This is a genomic window from Segniliparus rotundus DSM 44985 (assembly GCF_000092825.1).
Lineage (GTDB): Bacteria > Actinomycetota > Actinomycetes > Mycobacteriales > Mycobacteriaceae > Segniliparus > Segniliparus rotundus.
This window is the reverse complement of record NC_014168.1, coordinates 192,884-208,329: the sequence shown is the minus strand read 5'-3', so window position 1 is coordinate 208,329 and position 15,446 is coordinate 192,884. Positions and strand designations below refer to the sequence as shown.

The window sequence follows — 15,446 nt, the reverse complement described above, 5'->3', positions numbered from 1 at the left end:
GCGCTGATGGGGGCATTGCTGCAGCGGGTCCGCGCGCAGGTGCTGGCCGGGCAGAAGCTGGTCGGCCCCGCCGGGAAAGCGCGGGGGCTCCTCGAAGGCGGTCACCTGTCCCTCTTCCACGGCCGCAGCCAGGAATTCGACGACCTGCGGCCATATGTGCCGGGCGACGACGTGCGCGATATCGACTGGAAGGCAACCGCGCGCAGCGACAGCCTGTTGGTGAAACGGTTCGTCTCTCTGCGCCAACACAACATCCTCCTCGTCGTGGACGTGAGCCGTTCGATGGCGGCCGTCGCGCCGTCCGGCGAGGTCAAACGCGACGTCGCGGTCAACGCCATGGGACTGGTGGGACTGATCTGCATCGCGAAAGGGGACGAGGTGGGCCTCGTCTACGGGGACGCGCGCGGGTCGGCCCGGATGCCGCCGGGCCGGGGCGAAACGCACGTCGAGCACATCCTCGCCAAAGTGTCGGGGCACGACCTAGACCACGCCGCGCGGGAGAGCCTCTGCGCGCAACTCGCGTATGTGGAGCGCAACTTCCGCAAACGGTATGTCGTCTTCCTCGTCTCCGGCGAACCGCACCTGGACGACGACGGCTCGGCGCCGGGCGCCCTTGCCGGACAGTTGCGCAGGGTCGCGGCCCGGCACGATCTGTACTGGATCATCGTGCGGGACGCGCCGATCCTCGAACCAGAATCCGGATCGGGCGGCGGCTACGACGTGGAAACCGGGCGGGCGCTGCTGCGCGAGGAGGCGCTGGGGCGCAAAGTGCTCGCCGCCTACCGTCACGCGGAGGAGCGGCGCGAGAGCGCCTTCGCCGACTTCCTCGCCGCCAGCGGTGTGCGCGCCGCGCGGGTGGAGGGCACCGCCGCGCTGCGCCGCGAAGTCACCGCCCTGCTGAGCCGGAGCGGCCGTGGGAGCTGACGACGTCGAGAAGCTGCGGCTGGTGCTGGCGCCCGTGCCGTACGACACGGTGTGGCTTGTGCTCGCTGCCCTGCTGGTGGCCGCAGCCGCTGGCTGCCTCGTCGGGATTTTCGTGTGGACGCTGCCCGTGGAGCGGCTGCGGCGCGTGCCGGTGCTGCGCGAGATCACGTTGCGGCGGCTCAAGCGCGCATTCTCCCGCTCCATCGACGCCACGGCGGCCCGGCACAGGCGCGGCGAGATCTCTAGCCGCGCGGCGCACGGCTCGATCAGCCGGGGCATGCGCGTGTTCCTGCAACTGTGGACCGGGGAGCCCGCCGGCAAGATGGTGCTCGCCGAATTCGCCGAAAGCCCCCTCGCGGGGGCCTCCGGGGCCTTGGAAACCCTCTACCCCGGCCAGTTCGCCCCTCAGGAACAACCGGACGTGGAGCGCGCCGCCGCGGCGGCCAAGGAGGTGATCGCCGGATGGCGCTGAACCTGGCCATGGAATTACGGTGGGCGCCTGTCTTCGACATCGGCAAATTCCTGCTGATGGGCGGTGTGCTCGGCGCGGCTCTGCTGCCCGTGCGCGCCAGAACCGGCACAGCGCTGCGCCCCCTTGCCCGCGTGGAGCGGCTCACCGCCCTGCCCGAATACGTGCGCGCGGTCAGGATCCAGCGGGCGCTGTTGATCGTGACGACGATGTCCGTCCTCGCTGTGCTGGTCTGCGTCCTGTACGCCTCCGCGCGGCCGGTGCAGGCCGAGCGCGCGGGCGGATCCGGCCACAGGCATCCCGACGACGTGATGCTGTGCGTCGCGAGCCCGGTCACCAGCCCCATGGCCTCAGCGTTGCTGTCGTACTACCAGCGCGAGGCCGCGGCCCTCGCCGAGCAGCCCGGCTCCGGCCAACGCATCGGCCTCACCTCCCCGACTCTGCGGGCCTTGCCGCTGACCGCCGACCATGCTTTCGCGGCCCGCCAGCTGCGCAGATTCGCGGGCCTCGCGAACCTCGCCGCCGCAGCCGCCGCTGGCCAGCAGCTCACCGAACAACAGGCCAAAGACCTCGCCGACGGCCAAGACGCGTTCTCGCGCACCGTCCGCTATGTCGACTACCAGCCGAACTTCATCGACACCTTGGCCAGCTGCGTGATCGGGTTCCCCGACCACGCCAGCCCGTCCGGCAGGCGGCGATCCGTGGTCTACCTCGGCCCGACCGACGAGCGCCCCGCCTCAGGCTCGCGCACCGTCTACTCCCCTGGTTCGCTCGCGCAGCTCACCGCAGAAGCAAAAGCGCAGATCAACATTATTCAGATCGCGCCTGGGGGCGGCCCGGGCGCGCAGCCGCAAGGCGTTTCGAAAACCGAAACGGACGTGTCCGGAGGGAAGTTCTTCGCGTTCTCCGACACCGCCGACCCCGCCGCGCTCACCGGCGCGCTCGACCAAATCCGGGCGAACCGCCCCGCCCTGGCCGCCGGAGCCGAGGCCGTCCCGCCCGAGGTCGAAGCGGACAACCCGTCACGGGTCCTCGGCTTCGCCGTTGGTTTCGCGACGCTCCTCGCACTGTGTTTGGCGGTGATCCGGCGATGAGCGCCGCCCTCGTGGCAGCGGCGGCGGCAATCGTCCTCGCGCTGCGCGTCTACACCCTCTACTGCCTCTTGGTGCGCAAATCCGGCGGGAGGCTCACCGCGGTGCTGCTGCGCTGGGGAGCGCTCACTCTCGCCATTCTCTGCGTCTTCGTCGCCGCGCTGCGCCCGAGCACCAGCCAGCGCCGTCAGGAGCCGCTCACATCGCCGCCCGTCGCCGCCCCGTCGGACAACCCGGAACGCAACATCTTCCTCCTCGTGGACCGCTCGCCCAACTCGTGGGCGGACGACTTCGGCCCCAAACACGACTACCGCATGGCCGGCGTCCGGGCGGACCTCAAAGCGATCGTGCGCCAGTTCCCGCACGCCAACTTCAGCGTCATCGCGTTCAGCGCCACAGCGCGAGTGGATTGGCCGCTGTCCGCCGACACCTGGGGCCTGGAAGCCTTCCTCGAGAACTACTCCGCGTACCCAGTCACCGCCGGGGCGCTCGACCGCGCCGACCCCACAGCCGCGAGCCCGCTGTTGAACCAGGGGCTCGACACCGCGCGCCAACAGCACCCCCGATCACAGAACCTGGTCTTTTACCTCGGCGAAGGCCGACGCGGACACAACGCCCCGCGCGGAGCGTTCACACCAGGGCCCGGACTCGTCTCGGGCGGCGCGGTCCTCGGCTACGGCAGCGCGGCGGGCGGGCGCGTGCCCGAACGCTGGGGCGACGACGGCGCCGTCGTCTACGCCCAAGGCGCGGACGGCCCCCTGATCGTCGCCCCGGACGAGGCGGCGCTGCGCGAGATCGCGGGGCAACTGTCCCTGCCGTACTCGCACCGAGGCCCCGGCGACCCCATTGCGGCCGTGGTCCCAGTCCTGCCCGGAGCCTCCCCCGCCGGGTCCGGGCAAACCTCGTCCGACTGGACCGACCGCACGGAGTATTACTGGGTGTTCGCCATGATCGCCGCCCTCATCCTGTCCGTCGAGGCGTTCCTGCTGATCCGGGAGGTCCGCCAAGACCAGCACGGGGGCCTGGTGTGAGGAACTGGGCGCAACAGGCCGCCGTCGGCGTGCGGCGGTACTTCACCCGAGCCCCGCGCCGCGCGCTGCTGCGCAGACGGCTCTGCGCGCTCTGCGCCCCGTTCGTCGCGCTGGCGCTGCTCAGCGCGGGCTACCTGTTCTGGGTGTGCGCGACCGGCAAAGACGCCGTTGGCCTCTTCGACCGCCAAGACGTGCCCCACTTGCACGAGAAGGCCCGCAGCCTCCTGGATTGGGACATCCTCGAACCGTGGAAAGCGCATTTCGCAGAAGGCGACGCCGACATCCTCGAAGGACGCCTGACAGCGGCGGAACAGCATTTCAGCGAGGCCGTGGCGCTCGCCGACAACCCGGACAGCTGCCCCGCGCGCATCAATCTCGTCGTCGTGCTCGAAAGCTTGGCCGACGAGCACACGAACGCGGGCGGCCTCGCGCACGCCCGAGCCGACCTCGCAAAAGCCCACGACGCCATGCGGGACGCGCCTGCGGGCTGCTTCACCCCGAAACCAGCAGCCGCAGGCGATCAGGACGCGCGCCTCTTCGCTGAGACAACCGCTCGGCTGCGCGTGAAAGCAGACCAGCTCGCGCACGGCGACCTGCGCTACGACCCGCACGACTCCACCTACCACTACACCCCCGGCGACAGCACGGCCAAACTCGAGACCCCGCCAGGGCCAGGGCCCTGCCCGCAGACCAACGACCCCGAGCAAACCGCCTGCATCCGAGACAAAGACCAGCCACCGCCGCCTTCGGACTCCTCCGAGCAGCAGGACCCCTCCGACGACGGGGCCGAACAACACCCCCGAGGCGACGGCGCGCCCCCCGAAGCCTCGCCGCCCCAGGGCTCCGCCTCCCCGCCAGGCCGGTCAGGACCCCAGGGCGGGCCTTCCGACCCGAACACCGCCGGGGGGAGCATCAACGACATCGGCCCCGACCGGCTCCCCGCCCCCGGCCTGGGCCCTCTGCAGCACAAACTGAACCCTCAAAGCGGCGGCGACCCCGCCGACAAGATCAAGCAAGCACAGGCGGACGCGAACGGCTCCGGCGAGGACCACGAGTAGCGGACTCCCCGCGAACACCCATGTGACTCGGAGAACATCCCTTGCCTGAATGCGTGATATTCTGCCTGCATGGGAGAGCTCAACGAGACTGTGAGCCGGACAGTCCAGGGGCACCTGGACCGGCTTGGCCTGAGCCGGTCCGACGCGGCGCAGGCACTCGGGGTCAGCCAGCAAACCTTGGCCGATCTGCTCGGCAATCACCGCGTGTGGCGGCTGGACGAGGTCGACAGCATCGCCGAATGGCTCGAAGTGAGCCCGAAAGACCTGTTCTTTCCGGGGCGCGGAGATTCTGTTTAAACGTTTCGCATGAGTGCCGCGCCCTGGAAACTGGTTCTCATCGGTCTTTGCTTTCTCCTGGTGGCCGCTTTCGTCGCCGCAGCGGTGTTGCTTGTGGTGAGGAGCTTGAAAAAGAAGGCCGTCCCGGGCCAGCAGCCGCACCCCCCGCAAGGGCACTACCCTCCCGCGCCATGGCCGCACCAACCGCCCGGCCCTCCTCAGCCGTATCAGCAGCCCCCGCCGCAGCAGTGGCCGCCACGAGGCGGTAGTCATTCCTCCTCGTCTTGGTAACTTCCGATCTTTCTCGTGCTCGCGCCCCAGATGCCGTCATCTGGCCTGCTATGGCGGCCAACAGGCGCGTCCTCGGCCTCTTCATCCTCGTCGACAGGGCGAAAGGAACGAGTGTCCGCGTCGGCGCGCACATCGCGCTTGACGGGCTCCTCTGAGACGGACTCTTCCGATTCGAGATTGCCGAATTTGCCAGTGTCGTTCCAGATGGACGCTGCCTTGCGCTCGCCCTTCTCGGCCTTCAGCTCCTCCGCCGTGGGCTCCGCGGTGTTCTTCTCTTTCACCTGGGCGTAGAGGGCCTCTTGTTGCGCTTTGCGCTGTGCCATAGATTTCTGAAACGCCTGGAAAGTTTGCTCGTTCCTCTTGAGCGCAGATTGCGCCATGTTGTAGAGCACATCAGCCGGTTGCATGCTCTCCCCTTCCTTGGTCGCAGCGATGGGGCGTGCGCAACCCAGAAGAGTGGCGCCCATCTCACATATGCACTATACTGCCCGATCAGGAGGATACCTGCCGGTAGGGGCAGATCACAGGGTTGGCTGAAGCCGATCAGCCTCGACGGGAAGGAGACGAGTATGGCGGATATGGCCAACCCGGACGGAGTGCGCAGCTCAGGCCAGGACTTCCACGGTTTCGCGGAGAAGGCGAAAACCATAGCGGAACAGCTCAAGGGCCTCCAGATGGCGAAGGGGATGGGCGCGGCGTTCTCCGCAGAAGCAGAAGCGATGCAGCGCGGCTTGGACAAGGTGCCTGTGCCCTTCCAGCACCATGGCGAGTACAACAATGTCTTCGGCACAGTGCTGGCCGAAGCCGCCGCCTCCTATCAAGGAACAGACGAGAGCAACGAACGCGATCTGAAGATCGACCTGTGAGCGGGGAAATCTCATGAGCTTCTACAACATTCCGCGTGACCGAAAGAGCATTGCATGACGAGCCCAGGATGGATTGACAAAGGGGAAGAAATTCTCACTGGCGTTCGTGACGATCAATGGGGGTGTGACGCCTTCGATCTTTTGGACAAATACATCGCAAGTCGCACGAATCACATGTCGGGAATCAACGCGCTCGGGGTGACATGGGACCACGGGAAGTACGATTTGCCCGCCGGGGAGTACAAGAAACAGTACGAACTCGAAAAGGACATCGACCTTGGGATGATCCGAGCTGACGCGAATAGGATTCTCCAGGCCGGGAAAGATCAGGAAGCGCTCGAAGAATTGCGCACGAAGGCTATGGAAAACCTGAAAGAACACTGGAACGACTCCGTGACCGAGGCCGCCCATGCGGACTTCGATGCGAATAAGAAGGTTGTCATCACCAACACGGACGCCGCGAAGGAGAACGCCAAGGGCATCCTGCAAGTTGCCGATAGCATACAGCAGCTGCTCAAGGACAAGCACGACAAAACAAATCAAGCTTTACAGAGTCTGGCCGACTCGCTCAAGCAGAATGACGCAGACTTCGAGAAGAAGTGCGAATCTGCGGCAAAGAACACACAGGGCGGCTATGACGCGGAGTCCGCCGAGTGGATGGTCACAGATCAGTCGAACGACAAAAAGTCAAAAGTGCTGACCGATCTGCTGAATAACCGGTCAGAGGTTCGAGAAAGTGTCTACACAAAAATTAAAGGCAGCGATGACGCGGAAAAAGATCATACTCGGAAGATATACTGGGACGGAGGTCCGCCCACAACCTATCGCTTCGACGTGGAGTGGAACCCGGATAGATACTTGACCGGAGAAGAGCTCGTTCGTTTGAAACAGGTAGCGACAAGAAAACTAAACGAGGCAGGAAACAGTCGAAAATACTATGTCGAAGCGGGCGGTGTCAGCGAATACCAAATCTGGGAGCGCAAAGACGTGGTCACGGACATGAACAATGTCATGGGACAGATCAATGACACATGCCAGCAACTCCTCCAATTGAACTACAACACGAAGAACCATATATCCGAGCAGTACCACACCATGGCCGGATACCTCGACAACATCAACACAGCACCACCACAAACACCAAGCACCGGCAACACGGGCGGCGGCGGCACAGGGGGCGGGGGCGCCGGTGGCGGCGGGAGCGCTGCTAGTGGCAGCGGTTCGGACAGCGGGATGCCACCGGACGGCTCGCCGATCGGCTCCGAACTCTCCAGCGTCGGCGGCGGGACCGGCAGCGGCGGGGGTTCGGCGCTCGGCTCGGCCGGACAGGCTCTCGGCTCGGCCGGGCAAGCCCTCGGACAAGCGGTGAGCGGTCTGGGCTCCGCGCTCGGCGGGGCCCTCTCGGGCCTCATGGGCAGCCTCGGACAGATCATCCAAACCGCCGCCCAGGCCGCGCAACAAGCCCAACAGCAGCAAGCCGAGCAGGAAAAAGACCGGCACGAGAAAGACAAAGGCAGAGACGACGAGGATGAGGACAAAAACGCCGAGAAAAACACCGACGACAATAAAGGCGACAACGACGGGAAAGACAAGCAGGACGAGGCCAAACCCGACCAGCCCGGCGCGAGCCTGAGCCAAGCCCCCAACACCCCGCACCACCCCGCCGCGCCCGCCGCCCACACAACGACAGACCCCGGCCCCGCAACCGCCACCGCGCCTGCGGGCATGGGCCACGCACCCGCCACAGCCCACAACGACAGCGGTGTCCACAAACAAGGCGACAACAACCACGGCGACTTCGAAGTCCAAGCCACCGTCCACCAGGTCGGCGCCGGCAACCAAGGCCACATCACCGGATTCGAATAAAGCCGGACCACACCAACGACCGGAGGGGTGTGTCTGATTTTTTATGTAAGGGGCGATCGGCTGGTGAGTGGGCGAGGCGGTCGCTGTAGGTGAGGGCGAGGGTGTTGGGATGCTTTTCCATCCGGGGATGGAGCCGGTGGAGTTGGCGCGGTTGTGCTGTCGTCCGATGGCGGTGGGGCCCTGAACTTTCAGGGCGGACTGCTCGTTGGGGAAGTGCCCGCGCCGCCTGGTCGCCTGCCGGAACCGGCCGTTGAGGGACTCGGTGCCGTTGGTCGTGCAGATCAACCTCCTGGGTTCAGGGTCTGGGTTCTACACTAAAAATACTTCGTACACAACTTGGGTACTACTGGAGTCCGGGCTCGGCGGCGCGGAAAGCGAAGCAGAAAATACATTCGGAAACACGACCGAGCAGGGGGGAGAAATCCACCGCAGGAGACTGTCCGAAATCATCTGCTTATCAGGCATTTACCTTGGGTCCCAATACAAAAATAACGCAGACGACCGCGACTTCTTCAACTACTTCTACAACAACTCCGATCATAGTATTGCGGACACCAGCAAAGCTGGCGCAAACACGAAGCCTTCCGGTCAACACCAACTCGATTGGTTCCGCAAGGGCGTCGATTCCGGCGGCCGCCCCTCCGCCTGCAACACCTGGGCTGCCCCAGCCTCCGAGGTCTCGTAGGCCCGGATGGCCCTGTGGTTCAGGTGGTGGCTTTCGCGAAGTTGGCGGTGAGCTCGTCCACGAGGATCGGCCACACCGGCTCGGCAATGGAATGCCCCATGCCGGGAATGACGCGCAGTGTGGCGCCGGGGACGATGCTCGCGAGGTCTTTGCCGCAGGCCGTGCGGACCAAGGGGTCTTTGGCGCCGTGGATGACGACGGTGGGGCAGTTGATCCGCTCGGCGTGGCCGACGAGGCTGGCGGTGGCGAGCAAGCCGTCCATCTGGCGGACCGAGCCTGCGAGGTCGCCCCTGCCCCGGTCGTAGGCGCGGGCGAGTTCGGCGCGCAACGCGGACTCATGCCGCTTGGCGTCGCCGCTGAGCCATTGGATTTCGCGGGAGAGGCGATCGACGGTCTGTTCTTTGGTTTCGTTCGCGGGGGGCTTTTTGAGAAAGAGGGGCAGGGCTTTGAGCGTGGTGAAGAAAACGAACGGCCGCAGCGGCGCGGTGAAGACCGCGCCGAAGCTGAGCACGCGGTCCGGGTAGTCGGCCGCGACGATCTGGCCGATCATGCCGCCCATAGAAGCTCCGACGATATGGGCTTGTGCGACGCCGAGCGCATCGAGCAGCGCGATGGCGTCCTGGGCGAGATCGGGCAGGGCGTAGGTGGCGCCGGCGCTCGGTTTGCCGAAGAAGAACCGCACGATGCTCGGGACGATGGGCCTGGGTTTTTTGCCTCGGAATTTCGTGGACTCACCGATATCCCGGTTGTCGAACCGGATGACTCGGAAACCCTTTGCCGCAAGCTGTTCGCAGAACGCGGTCGGCCAGTACAGCATTTGGGCGCTCCAACCCATGATGAGCAGGACGGCAGGGTCGGCGTCCGAGCCGAATTCCTCGTAACAGAGCGTGACCGGCCCAGGGCGGGCTTGGGGGTTCGCGGCGAATCCGGAGCGCCGAGGAACAGCCTGGGATGCGTCAGAGGTCATATCGGCAATTATGCCTGCGCGCGCGCGAAGTTGGCGGTCAGCTCCTCGACGAAGAAGTCGAGCAGGACGAGCGGCAATGTGTGCCCCATGCCGTCGACGACGTTCAGTTTGGCTCCGGGGATGAGCCGGGCGAGGGATTCGCCGCAGGACACCCGGATCACGGGGTCGTCAGAGCCGTGGATGATGACGGTCGGGCGGTCGATGCGGGCGGCGGATGCGGCGATGCTGCCCGTGCCGATGATCGCGTCCAATTGGCGCATGGGGCCTTCGGCGTCGGGATTGCGGTCCCACATGGCCTCGCATTCCCGCCGCAACAACTCCGTCTCGAGGGGGTAGTGACGTCCGGCGAGGTGCTCGTAGCTGCGGACGAACGCGTCGATCTCTTGTTCTCTCGTCGGGTTTTTCGGCGCGGTCTCGGCGAAGAAAGCGAGGATTTTCGCTCGGGGCGCGATGGCGAAGCGCTCGATGGCGCAGGTGAAAAAGAGGCCGAGGCTGAGCACACGATCCGGGTGGTCGGCGGCGAGGAGCTGGGAGATCATCCCGCCCATCGAGGCGCCGACGACATGAGCGCGCGGGGCGCCCACATGGTCGAGCACTGCGATGGCGTCCGATGCCATGTCGTGCAGGCTGTACGGCATCGCGCTGGGCAGGCCGAGGAAGAGCCGGACCAGCCGAAACGGCAAAGTCGCCTTGGATTGGAGGCCGTCGAGCCGCGATGAGAGCCCGATGTCGCGGTTGTCGAAGCGGACGACATGGAAGCCGAGGCGGGCGAGCTCCTCGCACAGGTCTGTCGGCCACAGGAGCATCTGCGCGCCGAGCCCCATGACGAGCAGCACGGTCGGGTCGGTCGCCGCGCCAAATTCTTCATAGAACAACTGGACTGGGGCGTGGCCGGGACGTTCGTTGTGCGCGAAACCGGTGCGGCGCGGGATCGCCTGCTGCGCTTCGTTCATCCGTCCAGTATGCCTGGGCCTTCCCTGCGTCTCCCCGCGCCCGCCCAGGACTGGGGCCAGGTGCGCGCGAAGGGGCTCCGGATCAGGCTTTGTGGCTCTTGCGCGCCGCCCGCCAGACTTGGAACATGCGGGCAGCGCCGACCAGCGCCGTGCCGAGGACGCCGATGATCGCGGCGGCCAACATGAGCACGCCCAAGGGCAGCGAGACGTCCCAGCTGAGGAAGACGACTTTGGTCGGCTCCCCGTTCTGGACGATGAAAATCAAGAGGACGATCAGGAGCAGGGTGCCGAAGATGATGGCGGTCCACGTGGCCCCGGTGCGGGTGTGCTTGACCGCGTCGAGGTGCTCGACGCCTTTTCCTTTCGCGTCGTTGCCGGAAGCGGAACCAACAGCGCCCGGGGCGGCACGCTGTTCCGCAGTCTCGGGAGGGGAAGATTCCGCCGCGGCGGGCGTGCCCGAGAGCGGGTCGCCGCTGTGCGGGAAACCGGGGTTGACTGGGTCTGAGTGCTCAGTAGTCATGGGCTGTATCTTTCCTCATACCTTTGTTTTCGGCAACCCTGGTGCAACATATGGGCAATGTCTGTCCGGTATTTTCTGCGGATGCCTGCCGCTTTGGACGAAGACGTGGTCGCCGGACACGATCCGAGGCTGACCAATGCGGACTTGGCCCCGACTCGTCGCCAAAACTGGGGCGTGTACAACTTTGTCGCGTTCTGGATGACTGATGTGCACAGTGTGGCCGGGTACACGGCGGCGGGGAGCCTGTTCGCCCTCGGCCTCGCGGGCTGGCAGGTGTTCGTGGCGATCATGGTGGCGGTCGTCGCCTTGTACGGGCTCTCCAACCTCGTCGCCGAGCCGAGCCAACGCACCGGCGCGCCGTATCCCGTGGTGTGCAGGCTGTCGTTCGGCGTTCTCGGCGCGAAGATCCCTGCTGTCCTGCGCGCGCTCAACGCTGTGGCTTGGTACGGGATGCAGACCTACCTCGCCGCGAACGCGGTCACTTTGGCCCTGGTCAAGCTGTTCCCTTCGGCGAGGGCGTACGCCGACGCCGGGGAGCACGGCTTCCTCGGGCTCTCCGCTGTCGGCTGGGCGACGTTTCTGATGGTGTGGGGCGCTCAGACGTTGATCTTCTGGCATGGGATGGACTTCATCCGCAGGTTCATCGATTGGGCCGGCCCCGCCGTCTACGCGGTCATGATCGCGCTCTGCGGATGGCTCATCCAGCAGACCGGGTGGGGTGCGATCCGGTTCGATCTCAGCGGCGGCGAGGGGCAGCAAAGCTGGGCGGCCTCGTTGTGCGCCATGGTCGGCGCGGTCGGGCTGGTGGTGTCCTATTTCGGGGCTCCGGTGCTGAACTTCGGGGATTTCGCCAAGTATGGGAAATCCATGCGGGTGGTGCGCACGTCCGGATTTTTCGGCCTGCCGGTGAACTTCCTGTTTTTCTCGCTGTTGGTCGTGGTCACCGCCTCGCTCACGGTCCCCGTGTTCGGGGAGATGGTGGCCGACCCGAACGGGGTCGTCACGCGGATTCCGAACTCGACGGCCGTGGTGATCGGAGTCCTGACGATTCTCATCGCGACCGTGGGCATCAATATCGTCGCGAACTTCGTCTCCGCTGCGTTTGATTTGTCGAATGTGAAGCCGCAGCGGATCAGCTGGTTGGGCGGCGGGATGGCCGCCGCCGCGGCTTCGGTGTTCATCGCGCCGTGGAAGCTGATCGAGAACCCCGCCGCCTTCCACGTCACAGCGGAAACCCTCGGCGCGTTCCTCGGCGCGCTGTACGCGGTGCTGGTCGTCGACTATTACTTGGTGCGCCGAAGGCGCATCGTGGCGGACGATCTGTACAGCATGTCGGAAACGGGCAGCTACTGGTACACGCGGGGGTTCCATCTGCCCGCGATAGCGGCCACTGCGGTCGGCGCGGCCAGCGCGGCGGCGTGCGTGGTCGCGGACGACCCCGGGGCCTCGCTCGCGGTGCGCACACTCGCGCAGTGCAGCTGGTTCGTCGGGGCTTCGATCGGCGGTCTGGCGTATTGGCTGCTTGCGCGAAAACACCGGAAGTGACGAAAAACTACTCCCCGGTAACCATAGGAGCCAGCGCTTTTCGGTACTGTCACAATATGAGCCCCCAACCCGCAGCGCCGCGACGGACGCCCGGATCGCGCCCCGCAAGCCGCGGCAGGCTCGCCAAGACAGACCGGCGAAAGCTGCTTCTGAGCGCGGCGAACGACGTCTTCGCGGATTCGGGCTTCCACAAGTCCTCGATGGAAGACATCGCCGATCGCGCCGGCGTGAGCAAACCCGTCCTCTACCAGCACTTCCCTTCCAAACTCGAGCTGTATCTGACCGTGCTGGACGGGCATGTGGAGGAGCTTGTGCTCCGAGTGCGCCAAGCATTGCGCTCCACCACCGACAACAACGGCAGGCTCATCGCGGCAGTGCGGGCGTTCTTCGACGTGATCGACAACGACACCCAGGGCTACAAGCTGATTTTCAACACGGACGTGATGCTCCCCGAAGTCCAGTCTCGCATCAGCAGGGCGACCGACGCGTGCGTGGACGCGGTGTTCGACCTGGTCCGCCAAGATTCCGGCCTCGGCCTGCACCAGGCCAGGATGATCGCCGTCGGGCTCGTCGGGCTCATCCAGGTCAGCGCGAGGCACTGGCAGGACACCGGCCAGCCAATCGCGAAGGAAGAAGCTGTGTTCGCCGCCGTCTCCCTCGCGTGGGGGGGCCTTTCCCGCGTGCCGAAGCTCGACTAGCGGGGGAAGCTGGACTAGCCGGAGAAGCCGACGCGCCGCACATCCGTCGAGCCGATCTCCACGTACGCGATGCGGCTCGCCGGCACCAGGTATTTGCGGCCTTTGGAGTCCACCAGGCTGAGCACTGATTCTCCAGCGAGGGCGGCTTCGACGAGCTGGGCGACTTCCTCCGAAGTCTGCGCGCTGTCGATGGTCACTTCTCGGGGGCTGTGCACGATGCCGATCTTGACGTCCAACGCTTCTCCAAACTCTCGGGGGGATTCCCTGTGCGGCTCTCGCATCAGCCTATCCCACTGAGGGCAATGCGCGGCGCCACGCCGTCGAAGCCGGGCACGAAAGCAAGGGTAGGGTTGTCCGCCATGAGCAATAACGTCGTTACCGGCCGAAGGGCCGCGAAATTCCTCTCCCTGGCGCGCGACGGCTTCACGCATTGGGGCAACCAGCACGCCACAACCGCCCGGATCCGCAAAGCCGCCAAAGACCCGTCCTACGGGACGGCGGTGCGCAACAAGCGCGTGCTGGTCACCGGCTCCTCCTCGGGCATCGGGGAGCAAGCAGCCCGCCAGCTCGGGAGCCTGGGCGCGGAGGTGATCCTGGTCGCGCGCCGGGCAGAGGAGCTCGAAAGCGTCGCGAAACAGATCCGAACAGCGGGCGGGCGGGCCGAGGCCATCCCATGCGACCTGCGCGAGCTGGACGCGGTGGACGCGCTCTGCGCAGAGGTCGTGAGCAAATACGGCGGGGTGGACGTGCTGGTGAACAACGCGGGCCACTCGATCCGCCGCAGCCTGCCCGAGCAGCTTGCGCGCTGGCACGACATCGAGCGGGTCATGCAGATCAACTATTTCTCCGCGATGCGCCTTGTCCGGGGGTTCCTGCCGGGCATGCTGGAGCGCCGCGACGGGCATATCATCAACGTGGCCAGCGGCGGGGTGCTGTCGGAGGGCGTGCCGAAGTTCGCCGGGTACATCGCGGCGAAGTCGGCGCTGTCCACCATGAGCCGCAACATCAACATGGAATTGCGCCCCAACGGGGTGAGCGCGACGACGCTGTACTACCCGCTCGTGCGCACCCCGATGATCGCCCCGACCGAGGAGTACGCCGAAGTGCCCGGCCTTTCCGCCGCGCAGGCCGCCGAGTGGGTCGTGCTGGCCGCGCGGGTCCGGCCCAGCCGCATCGCGCCCAGAATGTTCCGCTTGTCCCCCGTCTTCACCGCGGTGTTGCCCGAACTGAGCGAGAAAGTCATCGGGACGCAAGCGCGCTGAGCGCCCGCGCCTCTACAATACTTCGCGTGAGTAACATCGCCGTCCGCAACCATCCTTCCCGCGTTCTCGCCAAAGTCGACGACGCGGCCAATCGGTTCGTTCTGCGCGCCGCACCCGATTGGAAGCTGTCACGGGCCCGCCGAGACCCCTCCTATGGGACGGCGATCCGGGGCAAGCGCGTCCTCATCACCGGCGCGTCCTCGGGTATCGGCGAAGCCGCCGCCCACCGGTTCGCGGAGCTCGGCGCGACTGTCCTGCTCGTCGCGCGTCGGCACGACGAGCTCGCAGCGGTCGCCGCGAAGATCCACGCCGCGGGCGGCCACGCGGCGGTGTTCGCGTGCGATCTGCGCGACTTGGACGCGGTGGACGCGCTCGCCGAGAAGGTCAACGCCGAACACGGCGGCGTGGACGTGCTGGTGAACAACGCGGGCCACTCCATCCGCCGGGACACGGCCGAGTCGCTGGAACGCTGGCACGACATCGAACGCACCATGCAGATCAACTATTTCTCCGCGATGCGCCTCGTCCGCGATTTCCTGCCGGGCATGCTGGAGCGCCGCGACGGACACATCATCAATATCTCCAGCTGGGTGGTCCCCATTGAGGCGGGGACTCGGTTCGTCGGCTACGGGGCGGCCAAAGCCGCCGCCTCGATCGCGGCGCGCTCGATCCAGCTCGAATACGGGCATCGCGGCGTGTGCGGCAGCAGCGTGCATTTCCCGCTCGTGCGCACCCCCATGATCGCCCCCACCGAGGAGTACGACAACCTCGCGGCGCTCAGCGCGCAAGAGGCAGCGGAATGGCTCGTCCTCGCGGCGCGGACCAGGGTGTCCAGGGTGCTGCCCCGGGTGTCGTATTTCCTCCAAGCAGTGGAAGTGCTCGCGCCGAGGCTGGCGCGACAGATGATCGTCGCGGGCGGCAGGGGCAGATAGCGGCCCCGGCCG

18 protein-coding genes and 1 pseudogene are annotated in these 15,446 nt (G+C 66.1%); 13 read left to right on the top strand and 6 right to left on the bottom strand.

What is annotated here, in order from left to right:
- Positions 1–6: 6 nt before the first annotated feature.
- The 6 genes from SROT_RS01180 (at position 7) to SROT_RS01155 (ending at position 4,870) form a co-directional block, all read left to right on the top strand.
- A complete protein-coding gene (locus tag SROT_RS01180; RefSeq protein ID WP_013137174.1) occupies positions 7–924 on the top strand; it encodes a DUF58 domain-containing protein in 918 nt (305 codons plus the stop codon).
- Positions 914–1,396, top strand: coding sequence for a hypothetical protein (locus SROT_RS01175; protein ID WP_013137173.1), 483 nt, complete (start codon positions 914–916; stop codon positions 1,394–1,396). The genes SROT_RS01180 and SROT_RS01175 overlap by 11 nt, the downstream gene beginning before the upstream one ends.
- Positions 1,387–2,487, top strand: coding sequence for a hypothetical protein (locus SROT_RS01170; RefSeq protein WP_013137172.1), 1,101 nt, complete (start codon positions 1,387–1,389; stop codon positions 2,485–2,487). Before SROT_RS01175 ends, SROT_RS01170 begins: the two co-directional genes overlap by 10 nt.
- Entirely contained in the window at positions 2,484–3,515 is a 1,032-nt protein-coding gene (locus SROT_RS01165; protein WP_013137171.1) for a hypothetical protein, read from the top strand. The genes SROT_RS01170 and SROT_RS01165 overlap by 4 nt, the downstream gene beginning before the upstream one ends.
- Positions 3,512–4,573: a hypothetical protein gene (locus tag SROT_RS01160; protein ID WP_013137170.1), complete on the top strand. Its 1,062-nt coding sequence runs from the start codon at positions 3,512–3,514 to the stop codon at positions 4,571–4,573. Before SROT_RS01165 ends, SROT_RS01160 begins: the two co-directional genes overlap by 4 nt.
- A 69-nt stretch (positions 4,574–4,642) precedes the next feature.
- A complete protein-coding gene (locus SROT_RS01155; protein ID WP_013137169.1) occupies positions 4,643–4,870 on the top strand; it encodes a helix-turn-helix domain-containing protein in 228 nt (75 codons plus the stop codon).
- A gap of 248 nt (positions 4,871–5,118) precedes the next feature.
- On the opposite strand, the gene SROT_RS01150 is transcribed toward SROT_RS01155, so the two are convergent.
- Positions 5,119–5,547, bottom strand: a complete 429-nt coding sequence (locus tag SROT_RS01150; protein WP_013137168.1) for a hypothetical protein — start codon at positions 5,545–5,547, stop codon at positions 5,119–5,121.
- Between the two features lie 162 nt (positions 5,548–5,709).
- On the opposite strand from SROT_RS01150, the gene SROT_RS01145 reads away from it, so the two are divergent.
- Both SROT_RS01145 and SROT_RS17250 read left to right on the top strand, forming a co-directional pair.
- Positions 5,710–6,006 (top strand): hypothetical protein, encoded by a 297-nt coding sequence (locus SROT_RS01145; RefSeq protein WP_013137167.1) that lies wholly within the window; start codon positions 5,710–5,712, stop codon positions 6,004–6,006.
- A gap of 54 nt (positions 6,007–6,060) precedes the next feature.
- Complete coding sequence (locus SROT_RS17250) at positions 6,061–7,872, top strand: hypothetical protein (protein ID WP_013137166.1); 1,812 nt, start codon at positions 6,061–6,063, stop codon at positions 7,870–7,872.
- 182 nt (positions 7,873–8,054) lie between these two features.
- On the opposite strand, the pseudogene SROT_RS16650 reads toward SROT_RS17250, so the two are convergent.
- A pseudogene (locus SROT_RS16650) lies at positions 8,055–8,175 on the bottom strand (transposase); the annotation flags it as partial.
- On the opposite strand from SROT_RS16650, the gene SROT_RS16290 reads away from it, so the two are divergent.
- Positions 8,135–8,557, top strand: coding sequence for a hypothetical protein (locus SROT_RS16290; RefSeq protein ID WP_148223294.1), 423 nt, complete (start codon positions 8,135–8,137; stop codon positions 8,555–8,557). The pseudogene SROT_RS16650 and the gene SROT_RS16290 sit on opposite strands and share 41 nt — an antisense overlap.
- Positions 8,558–8,576: 19 nt before the next feature.
- Here SROT_RS16290 and SROT_RS01135 read toward each other — a convergent pair whose 3' ends face one another.
- The 3 genes from SROT_RS01135 to SROT_RS01125 all read right to left on the bottom strand — a co-directional run bounded on the left by SROT_RS01135 (position 8,577) and on the right by SROT_RS01125 (position 10,997).
- A complete protein-coding gene (locus tag SROT_RS01135; protein ID WP_013137165.1) occupies positions 8,577–9,524 on the bottom strand; it encodes an alpha/beta fold hydrolase in 948 nt (315 codons plus the stop codon).
- An 8-nt stretch (positions 9,525–9,532) separates the two neighbouring features.
- The gene (locus SROT_RS01130; RefSeq protein ID WP_013137164.1) at positions 9,533–10,477 is read right to left on the bottom strand and encodes an alpha/beta fold hydrolase; all 945 of its coding nucleotides are present in this window, start codon (positions 10,475–10,477) and stop codon (positions 9,533–9,535) included.
- An 82-nt stretch (positions 10,478–10,559) separates the two neighbouring features.
- Complete coding sequence (locus tag SROT_RS01125; protein WP_013137163.1) at positions 10,560–10,997, bottom strand: LapA family protein; 438 nt, start codon at positions 10,995–10,997, stop codon at positions 10,560–10,562.
- A gap of 81 nt (positions 10,998–11,078) precedes the next feature.
- Between SROT_RS01125 and SROT_RS01120 the strand changes: the two genes are divergently transcribed.
- Positions 11,079–12,542 carry an NCS1 family nucleobase:cation symporter-1 gene (locus SROT_RS01120; RefSeq protein ID WP_041407514.1) on the top strand — a complete coding sequence of 488 codons (1,464 nt, stop codon included), beginning with the start codon at positions 11,079–11,081 and terminating at the stop codon, positions 12,540–12,542.
- 56 nt (positions 12,543–12,598) lie between these two features.
- A complete protein-coding gene (locus SROT_RS01115) occupies positions 12,599–13,240 on the top strand; it encodes a TetR/AcrR family transcriptional regulator (protein WP_013137161.1) in 642 nt (213 codons plus the stop codon).
- A 14-nt stretch (positions 13,241–13,254) separates the two neighbouring features.
- On the opposite strand, the gene SROT_RS01110 is transcribed toward SROT_RS01115, so the two are convergent.
- Complete coding sequence (locus SROT_RS01110) at positions 13,255–13,476, bottom strand: DUF3107 domain-containing protein (protein ID WP_013137160.1); 222 nt, start codon at positions 13,474–13,476, stop codon at positions 13,255–13,257.
- Positions 13,477–13,599: 123 nt separating this feature from the next.
- Here SROT_RS01110 and SROT_RS01105 point away from each other — a divergent pair, with 123 nt between their 5' ends.
- Together SROT_RS01105 and SROT_RS01100 are read left to right on the top strand one after the other, a co-directional pair.
- Positions 13,600–14,502 (top strand): SDR family oxidoreductase, encoded by a 903-nt coding sequence (locus tag SROT_RS01105; protein WP_013137159.1) that lies wholly within the window; start codon positions 13,600–13,602, stop codon positions 14,500–14,502.
- Between the two features lie 26 nt (positions 14,503–14,528).
- Entirely contained in the window at positions 14,529–15,434 is a 906-nt protein-coding gene (locus SROT_RS01100) for an SDR family oxidoreductase (protein ID WP_013137158.1), read from the top strand.
- Positions 15,435–15,446: the final 12 nt, after the last annotated feature.